General features: G+C 72.5%; 9 protein-coding genes and 1 pseudogene. 7 read left to right on the forward strand and 3 right to left on the reverse strand.

The annotated features are described in order from the left end of the window. Positions 1-73: 73 nt before the first annotated feature. The gene (locus RPQ07_RS24720) at positions 74-1,660 is read right to left on the reverse strand and encodes a ferredoxin (protein WP_313946365.1); all 1,587 of its coding nucleotides are present in this window, start codon (positions 1,658-1,660) and stop codon (positions 74-76) included. Continuing rightward, positions 1,657-3,129, reverse strand: a complete 1,473-nt coding sequence (locus tag RPQ07_RS24725; RefSeq protein ID WP_313946366.1) for a hypothetical protein — start codon at positions 3,127-3,129, stop codon at positions 1,657-1,659. Before RPQ07_RS24725 ends, RPQ07_RS24720 begins: the two co-directional genes overlap by 4 nt. Positions 3,130-3,740: 611 nt before the next feature. Between RPQ07_RS24725 and leuS the strand changes: the two genes are divergently transcribed. The 6 genes and pseudogenes from leuS to RPQ07_RS24755 all read left to right on the forward strand — a co-directional run bounded on the left by leuS (position 3,741) and on the right by RPQ07_RS24755 (position 13,426). Then, the gene (leuS, locus tag RPQ07_RS24730) at positions 3,741-6,596 is read left to right on the forward strand and encodes a leucine--tRNA ligase (protein ID WP_313946367.1); all 2,856 of its coding nucleotides are present in this window, start codon (positions 3,741-3,743) and stop codon (positions 6,594-6,596) included. Between the two features lie 131 nt (positions 6,597-6,727). Then, positions 6,728-7,552 (forward strand): hypothetical protein, encoded by an 825-nt coding sequence (locus tag RPQ07_RS24735; protein WP_313946368.1) that lies wholly within the window; start codon positions 6,728-6,730, stop codon positions 7,550-7,552. A 146-nt stretch (positions 7,553-7,698) separates the two neighbouring features. Then, positions 7,699-8,544, forward strand: coding sequence for a DegV family protein (locus RPQ07_RS24740; RefSeq protein WP_313946369.1), 846 nt, complete (start codon positions 7,699-7,701; stop codon positions 8,542-8,544). 627 nt (positions 8,545-9,171) lie between these two features. Further along, positions 9,172-9,849, forward strand: a complete 678-nt coding sequence (locus RPQ07_RS37820; RefSeq protein ID WP_413777776.1) for a helix-hairpin-helix domain-containing protein — start codon at positions 9,172-9,174, stop codon at positions 9,847-9,849. After that, positions 9,846-12,461 (forward strand): annotated as a pseudogene (locus tag RPQ07_RS24750) (ComEC/Rec2 family competence protein); the annotation flags it as partial. The gene RPQ07_RS37820 and the pseudogene RPQ07_RS24750, both read left to right, overlap by 4 nt. A gap of 188 nt (positions 12,462-12,649) precedes the next feature. Beyond that, positions 12,650-13,426 carry an arylamine N-acetyltransferase family protein gene (locus RPQ07_RS24755; RefSeq protein ID WP_313946371.1) on the forward strand — a complete coding sequence of 259 codons (777 nt, stop codon included), beginning with the start codon at positions 12,650-12,652 and terminating at the stop codon, positions 13,424-13,426. 12 nt (positions 13,427-13,438) lie between these two features. Here the strand turns inward: RPQ07_RS24755 and RPQ07_RS24760 are convergent, their stop codons facing one another. Continuing rightward, positions 13,439-13,684 (reverse strand): hypothetical protein, encoded by a 246-nt coding sequence (locus RPQ07_RS24760; protein WP_313946372.1) that lies wholly within the window; start codon positions 13,682-13,684, stop codon positions 13,439-13,441. 57 nt (positions 13,685-13,741) lie between these two features. Here RPQ07_RS24760 and holA point away from each other — a divergent pair, with 57 nt between their 5' ends. Then, on the forward strand, positions 13,742-14,728 hold the full coding sequence (gene holA, locus RPQ07_RS24765) for a DNA polymerase III subunit delta (RefSeq protein WP_313946373.1): 987 nt from the start codon (positions 13,742-13,744) through the stop codon (positions 14,726-14,728). Positions 14,729-15,519 lie beyond the last annotated feature (791 nt).

Consider the following 15,519-nt stretch of genomic DNA (forward strand, 5'->3'; position numbering starts at 1 on the left):
CTTCTTGTCCGTGCGAGTGACGGAGAAGGGAGCGGGCGACCCGATCGGGTCGCCCGCTCCCTTCTCATCTCCGTCAACCGCGGCCGCTGCCGAGGGCCTTGCGGTTCGGAGCGGGCAGCTCGGCCCGGGCCTTCGGAGCCGGAGCGGCTGTCTGCTCGATGCGCATCGCCAGCGCCGGGCACCGCCGCACCGCCCGTTCCGCACGCCCGCGCATGTGCATCGGAACGACCGCGTCGGCCACCGACGGATAGCCATCGGGGTTGAGCCGGATCAGCTCCGGGATGATGTCCGCGCAGAGCCCGTGGCCCTGGCACAGCGTCCAGTCGATGAAGACCTTCTCGCCGCTCGGGATCGACTCTTCGGCCTCCTCGTACCCGGGCAGCGGAAGCGGCAGGACACCGGTCGTCTCGCGGCCGCAGCCACCGTGGAGCACATGGGCCGCCAGGTCGTCCGTGAAGGCCGACAGGGTCGAGGCGAAGAACCGCGCCGAACCGTCGGGGTGCTTGCACGCACCGCGGCCCTTCACGGCCTGCGTCACCTCGCGCAGCGCCTCCAGAGCGGCCGGTCCGCCGCCGTTCATGACGTCCGCCAGACCCCCGGCCGCGGCGGGCAGCCCCAGCTTGCAGGGGCCGCACTGGCCGGCCGTCTCCGCCGCGAGCCAGTTGGCCACCCGCAGCGCCTCACCCAGCGGACAGGTCTCCGGCCCGATGGGCAGGATGGCTCCCGCGCCGAGCGAGCCGCCCACGGCCGCCAGCGACTCACGCGAGACGACCGATTCGTGGACGGCCACCGAGTCGATCCAGTTGCCGTGGTAGCCGCCGGTCAGGACGCCCTGGGGCAGCGGCGGGGCGCCCGCGAGCTGGAGGACGTACCGCAGCGGGACACCCGTGGGGACCTCGACGACCATGGGGCGCGCCACCGCGCCGGAGATGGTGAGCATGACCGTGCCGGGCTCGGAGCCCACGCCGGTGTTGCTGTAGCGGCGCGATCCGATGCGGGCGCCGATGGCGAGCTGCGCGAACGTCTCCGCGTTGGACAGCAGGGTCGGGGCGCCGCCGACGCCGGTGTCGGACGCGCGCTCACGGCGGCCGGGCGGCAGGGCGGGGCCGCCGTTGACCGCGCGGATGACCGAGGAGGCCTCACCGGAGACCATGCGCTCGGGCGTGCGGACGATGCGTGCGCGCAGTTGCTGCCCGCGCCGGTCCGTCAGACCGCGCTCGGCGAGAGCCGCGCGCATCGACATCTCCGTGGAGTTGCGGGTCACCGCGACGACCAGGGTGCGTGCCCCGAGCGCCTCGGCCGCCAGCAGCGCCCCGTCCAGGATCAGATGGGGAGCGCGGTTGAGCAGCACGGTGTCCTTGCGGCAGGCCGGCTCGCCCTCACTGCCGTTCACCACGACGACGGGCCGCACCCCGCGCCGGATGGCGGACTTGGCCACGGCACGCAGCTTCTGCCCGAAGGGGAATCCCGCGCCGCCTCGGCCGCGCAGGGTTATCTCCTCGGCGAGCTGGGCGAGCCGCTCACCGGTCATCGGTTCCAGCGGTCCGTGCACCTTGAGGTGCATCTGGAGATCGAGGCGCTCGACCAGGTCGAACCCCTGGGTCAGCTGGGGAAGGCCGACGACGCGGACCTCGGGGACATCGGGGAGAGGGGCGTTCAAGGTCGGTCTCCTGCGGGCGCGTTCCAGGGCTCTCCGGCCGGGGGCGGAAAGAGCGGTCCGGGCATCGCTTGGGTTTCGTCGTACGTGGTGGGATTACCGGTGTCGTACGGGGAGGGAGTTGCTTCGTACGGGGACGTGGCGGGCGGGTCGTAGAGAGGGCTCTCGTAGGTCGGGGTGGTGAACGACCCGGAGCCGTAGGACGGGGTGGGGAAGGTCCCCGTGTCGTACGCCGGCGCGGTGAACGAGCCGGTGTCGTACGTCGGGGTGGGGACGGAACCCGTGTCGTACGACGGGGTCGGGAAGGACCCGGTGTCGTAGCCGGGCCCGGCCGGGGGTGCGGCAGCGGCAGGTGTGCCGAAGGCCGAGGGGTCGTACGCGGGGGTGTCGTACGACGGGGTGGCGGGCGGCGGAACCGGCTCGGCCGGATAGGCCTGGGCGGGCGGAGGGGGCGAGGGGGTCGGCCACATGCCCGGGGCGGGGCCGTCGTCCGACACCACCGGTATCTCCTCGGTCATCGGGATGCGCTCGGCGAGGGGAGCGTTCGGGTCGCTTGCGAGCGACACCGCGCGGTAGGCGGCCGAGATCCCGGTGCCCGCGCCGACACTGCCGGCGCCGACGACGGGCTCGGCCTCGGGCGGCGGAGGTGCCTCGTACAGCTGGGGCGAGGGGGCTTCGAGCCGTGGCTGCCTGCGCGGCTGTCCGAACGCGGACTGGCGCTGGAACTCCGGCTCGACCGGGCGCTGCGTGGGAATGCCGTTCATCCGGTTGAGGCCGACCGGAGCGGTCACCCCTGTCGAACCGGGCAGGGGCGAGGTCGCCATGTCACGCAGCCCCGGCTCCTCGGCGCGGCCGGGGCCCGCACGGCGGCCGGTCAGCGCGAGAATCCTGTCGGCGATACGGCGCTGCACCTGACGCGGGAGCAGCCGCACCGACACGGCGCCGGTGACGCTCGCGAGGGCCAGGCAGTACATCGTCGTCACCCAGGTCGCCGCCGGACGGCCGGCGTACAGGCCGTGCATCAGAGCGAAGCACCAGGCCGGATAGGCCAGCATGTGCAGGGCGCGCCAGCGGCCCGCGGCCTTGATGTTGCCCGCCAGGGCGCTGCGCATCGCGCCGGTCGCACCGGCGATCACCATGAACAGACCGGCCAGAGAGCCCATGCCGATCAGGCCGTCCGTGCCCGTGACCCCCAGCCCGAACGGGATGAGAGCGCCGATCAGTGCCACATGGCCGAGGGACACCTTCACCGTCGCGTGCAGCAGCAGGAAGCCGAGCGATGCCGTCGCCGTGCCGCGGTGGATCGCCTGGGCGAGCAGCCGGTGGCGCGGGGACAGCAGCAGCCGGTCCGTCGCGATCAGACCCCACGCGATGGACGCGGTGAGGGAGACCAGCGACAGCACCCCGGTGGTGAAGTCGAGCGCTGCGCGAAAACTGTCACTCCCAAGGATGGCTATCAGCGGTATGAGCACGAACGCAGCGACCGTCAGGCCACCCTGAGTACGTCGGCTGAGGCCGGCACTCGGTGAGGGTGACGATCGGTTGTTGCGACGAGGGTTCATGGGGCGACTCCGAAGGTGCGGGGAATGCGGTCCCGTTGACGCATGCTAAGGCGACCCATACCGAGCGGTACGACGTTTTGGCGTTTAGAGAGCGGAACCACAGGCAACTGACTCTGGGGTTGCCCTGGATAGGGTCGATACGCGGGGTAACCCCAGTGCCTCCCGGGTGGATCGGCGGCTGTCCAGGCGTATGCCGGCATCTCTCGTGACATCTCCCCGCCCTCGTTCGGACCGCCTGTCAGCGGCCAGTCCTGATCCCCGTACGGATAGATACGGAAGGGAACGCCGATTGTCTCTGGTCGGCGACGAGGTCTGCGCCACACAACGGGATCGCTCTCTGCGGTACCCTGACGTCTATGCGTGCCGTACGCCTTCTGCTTAGCCGGCCGCGCTGATCAGTCCCGACGGATGAAAGATCCGGTCGGAATCGGCGCGGCGTCCCCTCCTGTGCGAGGGGATTTTTCATTTCACCGGGTGATGACAGGGCTCGAGCAGAGACGACCGATGGAGCTTTAAGGATCATGAGCGAGACGAATTCTGCTGCCGAGGTGGCCGCACCGCACCGCTACACCGCTGCGATGGCCGCCGACATCGAGGCACGCTGGCAGGACTTCTGGGACGCCGAGGGTACGTACGAGGCGCCGAACCCCCGTGGCGACCTGGCCGGGGATCCCGCCGTGGCCGCGCGCCCCAAGAAGTTCATCATGGACATGTTCCCCTACCCCTCGGGCGCGGGCCTGCACGTCGGGCACCCCCTGGGCTACATCGCCACGGACGTCTACGCCCGTCATCAGCGGATGACCGGCCACAACGTCCTGCACACCCTGGGCTTCGACGCCTTCGGCCTGCCCGCCGAGCAGTACGCCGTGCAGACCGGCACCCACCCCCGGGTGTCGACCGAGGCCAACATGGAGAACATGAAGGCCCAGCTGCGCCGGCTGGGCCTGGGCCACGACCAGCGCCGGTCCTTCGCGACGATCGACCCGGACTACTACAAGTGGACCCAGTGGATCTTCGTCCAGATCTTCAACTCCTGGTACGACGAGGACGCGAAGAAGGCCCGTCCGATCGCCGAGCTGGTGGCGCAGTTCGAGAGCGGCGAGCGGGCGGTTCCTCGTTCCACGCGCGCGTGGAACGAACTGAGCGCCCTGGAGCGGGCGGACGTGCTGGGTGAGTGCCGCCTGGCGTACGCCTCCGACGCGCCCGTCAACTGGTGTCCCGGGCTGGGCACGGTCCTGGCGAACGAGGAGGTCACCTCCGACGGCCGGTCCGAGCGCGGCAACTTCCCCGTTTTCAAGGCCAAGCTGCGCCAGTGGAACATGCGCATCACCGCTTACGCCGACCGGCTGCTGGACGATCTGGACGCGCTGGACTGGCCCGAGGCGATCAAGCTGCAGCAGCGCAACTGGATCGGCCGGTCCGAGGGTGCCCGCGTCGACTTCACGGTCGAGGGTCACAGCGACAAGCCGGTCACGGTCTTCACCACCCGCCCCGACACCCTGTTCGGCGCGACCTACATGGTGCTGGCACCCGAGCACGGCCTGATCGACTCGATCCTGCCCGCCGAGTGGCCCGAGGGCACCAAGGAGGCCTGGACCGGCGGCGCCGCGACCCCGGCCGACGCCGTGGCCGTCTACCGCAAGCAGGCGCAGACGAAGAGCGACGTCGAGCGGCAGACCGAACACAAGGACAAGACCGGCGTCTTCACCGGCGCGTACGCGCAGAACCCGGTGACCGGCGCCCGCATCCCGGTGTTCGTCGCCGACTACGTGCTGATGGGCTACGGCACCGGCGCGATCATGGCCGTCCCCGGACAGGACGAGCGTGACTGGGAGTTCGCGGAAGCCTTCGAGCTGCCGATCATCCGTACCGTGCAGCCGCCCGAGGGCTGGGAGGGCGAGGCGTTCACCGGCCAGGGCCCCGCGATCAACTCCTCGAACGACGAGATCTCGCTGAACGGCCTGGACGTGGCCGAGGCCAAGGCCAGGATCACCGCATGGCTGGTCGAACGCGGCGTGGGTGAGGCGACGGTCAACTTCCGGCTGCGCGACTGGCTGTTCAGCCGCCAGCGGTACTGGGGCGAGCCCTTCCCGATCGTCTACGACGAGGACGGCGTCGCGCACTCGCTGCCGGAGTCGATGCTGCCGCTGGAGCTGCCCGAGGTCGAGGACTACTCGCCGCGGACGTTCGCACCCGACGACGCCGACACCCAGCCCGAGACGCCGCTGTCGCGCAACGAGGACTGGGTCGACGTCACCCTGGACCTGGGCGACGGCCCCAAGCGGTACCGCCGCGAGACCAACACCATGCCCAACTGGGCGGGTTCGTGCTGGTACGAGCTGCGCTACCTGGACCCGCACAACAGCGAGAAGCTGGTCGACCCGGCCATCGAGCAGTACTGGATGGGGCCGCGCGACGGCATGCCGCACGGCGGCGTCGACCTGTACGTCGGCGGCGCCGAGCACGCCGTACTGCACCTGCTGTACGCGCGGTTCTGGTCGAAGGTGCTGTTCGACCTGGGCCACGTCTCGTCCGCGGAGCCGTTCCACAAGCTGTACAACCAGGGCATGATCCAGGCGTACGTCTACCGGGACAGCCGCGGCTTCCCGGTGCCGGCCACCGAGGTCGAGGAGCGGGACGGCGCGTTCTTCTTCGAGGGCGAGCCGGTCAAGCGCGAGCTGGGCAAGATGGGCAAGTCCCTGAAGAACGCCGTCACTCCGGACGAGATCTCCGCCGAGTACGGCGCCGACACGCTGCGTCTGTACGAGATGGCGATGGGACCGCTGGACGTCTCCCGGCCGTGGGACACCCGGGCCGTCGTCGGTCAGTACCGGCTGCTGCAGCGGCTGTGGCGCAATGTCGTCGACGAGTCCACCGGTGAGGTCACGGTCGTCGACACCGAGGCCGACGAGCCCATGCTGCGTGCGCTGCACAAGGCGATCGACGGAGCCGGTCAGGACCTGGCGGCGCTGCGGTTCAACACCGCGATCGCCAAGATCACCGAGCTGAACAACCACCTGACCAAGGTGGGCGGGCCGCTGCCGCGCAGCGTCGCCGAGGCGCTGGTGCTGCTGATCGCCCCGCTGGCCCCGCACATCGCGGAGGAGCTGTGGCGCCGGCTGGGTCACACCGACTCGGTCGTGCACCAGGACTTCCCGGTCGCGGACCCGGCGTACGTCGTGGACGAGTCGGTGACCTGCGTCGTGCAGATCAAGGGCAAGGTGAAGGCGAGGCTGGAGGTCTCCCCGTCGATCTCGGACGAGGAGCTGGAGTCACTGGCACTGGGTGACGCGGCCGTGATCGCGGCGCTGGACGGCGCCGGAATCCGCAAGGTGATCGTGCGGGCGCCGAAGCTGGTCAACATCGTTCCTGCCTAGTCCCCATTTCGGGGGGTTTCGCAGGGGCTGCGGGGCATCCCCTACGGGCAGGTTGGGGGTTCCGATGGAACCCTCGGCCTGCCCGTTCCGTTTACGGTGGAGGAACTACATCCGACGCCGAAGGGGCGCTCATGGAAGCCGCGATTCTCATCTTGGCGCTGCTTTTCGTCGCCTTTGTCGCGTTGGGGGTGTTTGTGACGGTGAAGGCCGTCGGCGCGGCGAAGCGTGGCGTGGAGCGCACGGTCACCCAGGCGCGTCGCACCGTCGAGGAGACCTCACTGCGGGCGAGGAGCTACGGACAGGGCGGAGTCGTCGGCGAGCTGGCACAGCTGCGGCTGTCGCTGCGGACGTCGATGCGGGCCACCCAGGACGCCCTTCAGGCGGGAGCGGGCGAGGATGCGTCCCTGTCCGAGTCGATCTCCCTCTTCCAGCGGCTGAGTGCGCACGGCCATGAGCTGGACGACGAGCTGAAGCGCCTGGAGCGCGAGCCCGACCGGGCGACGGTCGCCTCGCTGCTGCCCGGACTCCGCGAGCGCACGGAGCGGATCGTGCACTCGGCCGAGTCGCTGCGGTGGGCGGCGCGGGACCGGGCGAGGAAGTTCGCCGAGGACGATCTGGACGCGCTGAGCACGCAGATCGACATGGAGGCGGGGGCGCTGCGGCACTGGTCGGTCGAGGAGCCGTCCGCCGGTGAACCGGTCACGGGGCAGTCCGGGAGCCGGGACGGCGCCTGGCCGGCCGCGGGCGGGCAGGCCGGTCCCGGGCAGACCTGGCCCGAGGTGGACACCACAGGACAGGCCGGATCGGCGGCCGACGCCGACTCCGCGCAGGCTCCTTCGCCGTCCGCGGCTCGGCAGGACCAGCAGGGTCAGCCGCAGGCGATCACGGCGCGTGACCCGCGGCAGCCGAACACCTACCCCTGGCAGAAGGCCGCTCGCCCGGAGACGACCAACTGACCCGTCCTGTCCGGAGGTTGGCGGGGCGCAGGCCGGTGCGGCGCGGTCGATGAGGCCGCCGGGCTGCCGGCGAGGGCGGCACCGGTGCGGGTGCCGACGAGGGGCCGGGCTGCCGTCCCGTCCCGCCGCCGGGTAACCTCCCGCTCATGTCCCGCCATGTCGCGATCGTCACCGATTCAACGGCCTACCTGCCGCCACCGGCGATGGAGCGCCACGGCATCGTCGCGGTGCCTCTGACCGTCGTACTTGGCGATCAAGCACTCGAAGAGGGCACCGAGATCTCGGCGCGTTCGCTCGCACAGGCGTTGCAGAAGCGACGTCCGGTGACCACCTCGCGGCCGAGCCCCGCGGTGTTCGCACAGACCTATCGGGCCCGCGCCGAAGCGGGTGCGACCGGCATCGTCTCCCTGCACCTGTCGTCGGAGTTCTCCGGCACCTACGACGCCGCCGTACTGGCCGCCAAGGACGCACCGGTGCCGGTGCGGGTGGTGGACACCGGGATGGTCGCCATGGCCCTCGGATTCTGCGCTCTGGCCGCCGCGGAGACGGCGGAGGGCGGCGGCACGCTGGACGAGGCTGTGGCCGCCGCGGAGAAGCGGGCCGCCGGCACCTCCGCCTTCTTCTACGTCGACACCCTGGACTTCCTGCGCCGCGGCGGCCGGATCGGGGCCGCGCAGGCACTGCTGGGATCGGCGCTGGCGATGAAGCCGCTGCTCCAGCTGGACGGCGGCCGGATCGTGCCGATGGAGAAGGTGCGCACGGCGTCGAAGGCGATCGCCCGGCTGGAGGAGATCGTCGTCGGACGGGCGGGCGCCAGCACCGTGGACATCGCGGTGCACCACCTGGCCGCGCCGGAAAGAGCCGCGGTGCTCGCGGACAAGCTCCGGGAGCGGGTACCGGGGCTGGCGGACCTGCATGTGAGCGAGGTGGGTGCGGTGATCGGGGCGCACACCGGGCCGGGACTCCTCGCGGCGGTCGTCTCACCGCGCTGAGGCCGGCGGAACGGCACCTTCGGGTGGCGGAGATATCCACAACGGGATGGTTTTCCACGGGAATTGCACCTGCTCGGCGGGTTCGGGCGGATGTGCCTACCGTCTCGTGACATGGCTCTTCGATCACGTTCACGTTCCGCAACGAGTGGGCCGGGGCGCGCCCCGGCATCGGACGGCCGCGCCCGTGTGAGGCGTGGGCCGGGTCCGAGTACGGGTGCGAGCGTGGGCCCGCGGCCCGGTTCGGGCCCCGGGCCCGGTTCAGGCCCCGGGTCGGGACCCCGGCCGGGTGCTGCCCGGGGTGCGGTCTCCACGGTGGGTACGGCCGGGGCGCGGGGGAGACGCGTGCCGGGCGGCGAGGCGACGGCGGTGAGGCGGCGGGCGGATGCGCTGTTCGCCGGGGCGGGTGCGGGTGCGGGTGCGGGTGCCGGTGTGGGTGCTGCCGGGACGGGTGCTCTCGGGGTCGGTGCGGGTCGTGGCGGGGGCGGCGGGGGTGCTGACTCGTCGGGTCCGGTGCCGGGTGCGGGCGGCAGCGCGGGTGGCGTCGCCGGTCTCGGTGCTGGTGGCGGGCCGGGCCCTGGTGCGGGCGCGGGTCCGAGTCGGGCTGCGCGGCGGTGGACCGGGCTCGCCGTGCGCGAGAGGCTGCCGCTGTGGGTGCAGCTCAGATGCGGGCTGGAGCCGCGGGCTCTCGCGGCGCTGGCCGTCGTCCTGGTGGCGGCCGCTGTCTTCGCAGCCCAGCACTTCTGGGTGGGGCGGCCGGAGACCGTGCGGGCTCCCGAGCTGGTCGAGCAGGGTGCGGCCGCCCCCGCCCCCGCCCCCGCCCCCGCCACCGATTCCGAACCGGAGCTGTCGCCCGGCCCGCCGGTCCCGTCCGCCGCAGTCCCCAGCGGGCGGATCATCATCGATGTCAGCGGCAAGGTGCGACGGCCCGGGGTTCTCCAACTGCCCGCCGGATCACGGGTGGCGGACGCGCTGCATGCGGCCGGAGGCGTCAAGCCCGGTACGGATCTCACCGCACTCAACCGGGCGAGAGTGCTCGTCGACGGCGAGCAGGTCGTGGTGGGTGGGAGCATCGGTGGCACGGGCGCCGCCGGTGGCCCGGTCGCTCAGCCCGCGGGTCCGGTGAGCCTCAACGCGGCCACGGCGGAACAGCTCGACACCCTGCCGGGCGTCGGCCCCGTCCTGGCCCAGCACATCATCGACTACCGCACGCAGCACGGCGGCTTCCGGTCGGTCGACGAACTCCGCGAGGTCAACGGCATCGGTGACCGCCGTTTCGCGGACCTCCAGAACCTGGTGCGGCCATGACGCGCCAGGCGGTGCACGCAGCGTCGGGGCACCGGCTGGGAGCGGCGGATCCGCGCCAGGAGGGGCCGGTTGATCTACGGCTGGTTCCGCCGGCCCTGGCCGCCTGGGCCGCGTCCGCACTGGCGCTGGGCGTGGCCGGATGGTGGACGGTGACGGGGGTGATCGTCTGCATCGTTCTCGCGGCTGTGCTGCCGTTGGCGATGTGGGCGATCCGTGGGTCGGACGGCCGCGTCGCACCCACCGCCCGACGTGCGTCGACAGGTGGTCGTACATCGGCGGATACGGGGGCGGCACCCGGCGACGACTCCGCCGCACCGGAAGGACGGTGGCGTCTCCACACCACCGCGGTTGCCGCGATCCTGCTGTGCGCGGCAGCCGGCGCGGCCTCGGCCGGGCTGCACGGCGCGGATCTGAGACGGGGACCGCTGCCCGCTCTGGCGGATCAATACGCGCACGCCACCGTCGAGTTGACCGTCACGTCCGATCCCCGCCTCACCCGGCCACAGTCCCCGGCTCGCGGCGACGGAACGGCAGGACGCCTCCTGCTTCTCGAGGCGGAGACCGCGCTGGTCACCACATCGGGCGGAGCGGTCACCAGAGCGCGGACGCCGGTCCTCGTGATGGTGCGGGCGGACATGCCCGCGAGGAGGCTCGCCTCATGGCAGGGGCTGCTGCCCTCGACCAGGCTGCGGCTGGCGGGGCGCCTGATGCCGCCCTCGCACCCGGGCGACCGGTTCGCGGCCGTGCTGCGAGCGGACCAGACGGACGGGCCGGACGGGCCGGAAATCGTCCGCGCTCCGACAATGCTGCAACGCACGGCCGGTGATCTCCGTGCCGGACTGCATGAGGCGACCGACGGCCTGGCCCCTGATGCCCGCGCGCTGCTCCCCGGGCTCGTCGTCGGAGACACCTCCCGGATCACGCCGGAGCTTCAGGACGCCTTCGAGGCGACGGACCTCACTCATCTCCTCGCCGTCTCCGGCAGCAACCTCACCATCGTGCTGGTCCTGCTGATCGGGCCGCCGCGACGGGCGCTGCTGGCCGAACGCGGCGGTCTGGCACCCCGGTTGGGCATCACGCTTCGCGGGACCGCCATCCTCGGAGGAGCCCTGACGCTCGCCTTCGTGGTGGTGTGCAGACCGGAGCCGAGCGTGCTGCGTGCGGCGGCCTGTGGGGCCGTCACCCTGCTCGCCATCGGCACCGGGCGCCGCCGGTCGCTCCTCCCCGCGCTCGCCGCCGCCGTGCTGCTGCTGGTGCTGTACGACCCCTGGCTCGCGCGGAGTTACGGCTTCCTCCTCTCCGTCCTGGCGACCGGATCGCTGCTCGTCATCGCTCCCGGCTGGAGCGAGGCCCTTCAGCGCAGGAGAGTGCCTCCGAGGATCGCCGAAGCCCTTGCTGCCGCCGCCGCGGCCCAGGCCGTGTGCGCGCCCGTGGTCGCCGTCTTCGCGGCCGGGGTGAGCCTGGTCGCGATTCCGTGCAATCTGATCGCCGAGCTCGCGGTCGCCCCGGCCACCGTCCTCGGGTTCGCCGCCCTGGCCGCCGCCACGGTCGCGATGCCCGTCGCCGAAGTACTGGCCCAGGTCGCCGGCTGGCCGGCCGGATGGATCGCGTCCGTGGCCCGCACCGGGGCCGACCTGCCCGGGGCACGCACGGACTGGCCGGGTGGCTGGCGTGGCGGTCTCCTGCTCGCGGCCCTCACCGGGTTGGCCGTTCTTCTGGCGCGCAGGCTGACACGCCATCCGTGGGCGATCGTCGTATGCATCCTGCTGTTCCTGCTCGCAGTGGTGCGCCCGACACCTCTCACCCGGGTTCTCACCGGCTGGCCGCCGCCCGCGTGGGATGTCGCGATGTGCGACGTGGGACAGGGCGACGCGGCCGTGCTGGCCACGGGTGACGGCGGAGCCGTGGTGGTGGACGCCGGGCCCGAGCCCGTTTTGGTGGACCGCTGTCTGCGGGATCTCGCGGTCACCAGGATCCCGCTCGTTCTGCTGACCCACTTCCACGCGGACCATGTCCGCGGGCTGCCCGGGGTGCTGCGCGGCAGATCCGTGGGAGTGGTGCAGACGACGACGTTCGACGAACCACGGGAGCAGAGCGCCTTCGTGCGCAGAGCGGCGGCGGCCGCCGGTGTGCCTCTGGTGCGCGCGGGGGCGGGGGAGCGGCGCCGTGTCGGTCGGCTGACCTGGCAGGTGCTCTGGCCCGCGGCCCGGCCCGGCTCCGCGCCTGGCGCGGGCCCCGGATTTCTGCCCGACGGCCCCAACGACGCGAGCGTCACGCTGTTCGTCCGTGTCGAGGGTGGGCCTACCGTGCTCCTGCTCGGTGACCTCGAACCACCGGCCCAGCGGCGGCTCCTGCTTGCCTATCCCGCGCTGCCGCCGATCGACGTGCTCAAGGTGGCGCACCACGGCTCGGCTCATCAGCATCCCGGTCTGATCCATGCCGTACGTCCGCGCCTGGCGCTCATCTCGGTGGGCCGGGACAACACCTACGGTCACCCCTCACCCCGAACCGTCGGCGCGCTGCGGGCCGGAGGAGCGGTGGTGCTGCGCACCGACACCGACGGGCCGGTCGCGGTGACGGGCGCGGGCCGGAACCTGCGGGCCGCGCTGCGCCGCCGTCGCCGATATACGGGGAGGCCGGACGGCAGGGGCAGGCACTACGTGGCGGGCCGGTGGAACCCTGCCTCGAAGCGGTGCGCGAGCGGGGAGCCGTTGGGTCCCCGGGACCGGACGGCCTCGGCTGACCGGTCCAGGACCAGCGGTGCATGGTGCGCGGCGGGTCTGCGCGTCACACTTTCCCCATGGACGCCTACCTCCGCCGCATCGGCGCAGACCGCCCGCAGCACGCCGACGCCGCAGCGCTGCGCGATCTGCAGGTGCGGCACCTGCGCACCGTTCCGTTCGAGAACCTCTCCGTGCACTTCGGCGAGGACATCGTGCTGGAGGACAAGGCGCTGCTCGCCAAGGTGGTGGACGGGCGCAGGGGCGGGTTCTGCTACGAACTCAACGGCGCGTTCGCCGCGTTGCTCCGCGACCTCGGCTACACCGTCACCCTGTTGCAGGGCCGCGTCTTCGGTGACGGGGGCCGGCTGGGCATCCCGTACGACCACCTCGGCCTGCTCGTGGAGCCGGCCGACGGCAGCGGGCGGTGGCTGGCGGACGTCGGATTCGGGGACCACGCGCACCATCCGCTCGCGTTCGACGAGCGCGGCGACCAGGCCGACCCCGCCGGTACGTTCCGGATCGTCGAGACGGAGTTCGGCGACATCGATCTCCACCGGGACGGCAAGCCGCAGTTCCGCCTGGCGACGCGGCCGCGTTCGCTGGAGGACTTCCGGGCCGGAGCCTGGTGGCACCGGACATCGCCCGAGTCGCACTTCACCCAGTCCGTCGTGTGCTCACGGCTCACGGAAAAGGGCCGCATCACCCTCAGCGGCCGCAAGCTCGTCGTCACCGAACACGGTGAGCGCCGTGAGCAGCCCCTGGCCGACGACGCGGCGATCCTGGCGGCCTACCGCGAGCACTTCGGGCTGGAGCTCGACCGACTGCCGCCCGACCCGCGGGGCGCCCGCGGCTGACCGGCCGGGCCACTACGGCGCTTCCAGCCAGCCTTCGTACTCGGCGACGAAGTCGTCGAGCACCATCGGGTCGAGCCGGGCCGCCGGGTCGTCCACCACCACCAGCCACTGGGCGTCCTCGGCGTCGTCCTCGCCCGCCAGCGCGTCCCGTACGAGCTGCGGCTCATCGGTCACCCCGAAACGGCCCGCCAGCTCCTGTGCCACCTCCTCGGCGGCGTCGCGGTCGGGCAGCACCAGTACATGTCGTCCTTCGCTCACCGGGCCATTCTCCGGTACGGGACGGAGTGTCAGTGGCCCATGGGATGCTGGACCGCGATGGCCACCAGGAAGAATTCGACCGACGACCCGCTCGCCCCCGTGACGCTCGCCGTGGGCCAGGAGGACCTGCTCCTCGACCGCGCCGTGCAGCAGGTGGTCGCGGCGGCGCGCGCCGCCGACTCCGACACGGACGTGCGGGACCTCACCGCCGACCAGCTCCAGCCCGGCACCCTCGCCGAGCTGACGAGCCCGTCGCTCTTCGCCGAGCGCAAGGTCGTCATCGTGCGGAATGCGCAGGATCTGTCCGCCGACACGATCAAGGACGTCAAGGCGTACCTGGACGCGCCGGCCGAGGAGATCACCCTGGTCCTGCTGCACCCCGGCGGAGCGAAGGGCAAGGGCCTGCTGGACGCCGCCCGCAAGTCCGGGGCGCGGGAAGTGGCCTGCCCGAAGACCACGAAGCCCGCCGAGCGGCTCACGTTCGTCCGGTCGGAGTTCCGGGCGCTCGGCAGGTCGGCGACACCCGAGGCGTGCCAGTCCCTCGTCGACTCCGTGGGCAGCGACCTGCGGGAGCTGGCGTCCGCGGTGTCCCAGCTCACCGCCGACGTCGAGGGCACCATCGACGAGGCCGTGGTCGGGCGGTACTACACGGGCCGCGCCGAGGCGTCCAGCTTCACGGTCGCCGACCGTGCGGTGGAGGGGCGTGCGGCCGAGGCACTGGAAGCGCTGCGGTGGTCGCTCTCGACGGGTGTGGCCCCCGTGCTGATCACCAGCGCGCTGGCACAGGGCGTGCGGGCGATCGGCAAGCTGTCATCGGCCCGCGGCGGCAGGCCCGCGGACCTTGCCCGTGAGCTGGGCATGCCGCCCTGGAAGATCGACCGGGTCCGGCAGCAGATGCGGGGCTGGACCCCCGACGGGGTGGCGGTGGCCCTGCGTGCCGTCGCCGAGGCGGACGCGGGCGTGAAGGGCGGCGGCGACGATCCGGAGTACGCGCTGGAGAAGGCGGTCGTGACGATCGCCCGAGCAGCCCGCTCCCGCCGCTGAGCCTGTACCGGTCGGTCCCCCGCCGCTCCCGGCAAGCTTTGGCCTGTCGCGCCACCCTGGACGCACCTCCCCCGTAGCCCTTCGGGCACGGGAGGTTCCCTCACGATGCGTTGGCCACACGTCCTGGTGGCTTCGCTACCAAGACTTCCGGCCGCCTTGCGATCGCATGCACCGGACGCTCCCCCTACGCCCTGCGGGCGTGGGGGGACCCCCACTCCTTGACGGGCAGACATTGCCGGTCGCGGCACCAGCTCCCGTACCGGCCGGCGCCCCCGGTCCAGCCCGCACCCCCCGGCCGCGCTCGGCCGGCGCCGCTCGCGGACGGCGCGGTGCTGCCGCTCGGCAGGCCCACCGGGCAGCCGGCGCGGCTTGAGCCCGCACCTGCTCCCCTGACCCGGCCGCGTACCGGCTCGGCCCCCCACGCCTCCCGACCGCGCCGCGCATGGCGACCGTACTCGCCGGGCCCCGCGCCCGGCGCCGCCCCCGCCCCGCGCAGCCGGCTCGGCGTCAGACGCCCCGCCGCACCGCCCCCGCCTCGCGCGGCCGACCCGCCCCTCCCACCTCGCGCTACCGCCCCGCCCGCCCGTCGGCGAGCCCCCACCGCCCCGCCCCCGGGCAAGCCGAAGGCCCCGGTCGCTCGTCCTGGGGAAGGACGAGCGGGCCGGGGCCTTCGAAGGTTCTGCTGGAGACTCGCACCCGCGTGGCGAACGCAGGCCGCGTGCGAGTCGGGTTTGCCGGTCGGGAGCGGAGAGAGAGGGCCCGCTCGGGTCCTTCCGGCAGTCAAATCAAGA

Source organism: Streptomyces sp. AM8-1-1 (assembly GCF_032229325.1).
Taxonomy (GTDB): Bacteria; Actinomycetota; Actinomycetes; order Streptomycetales; family Streptomycetaceae; genus Streptomyces; species Streptomyces achmelvichensis.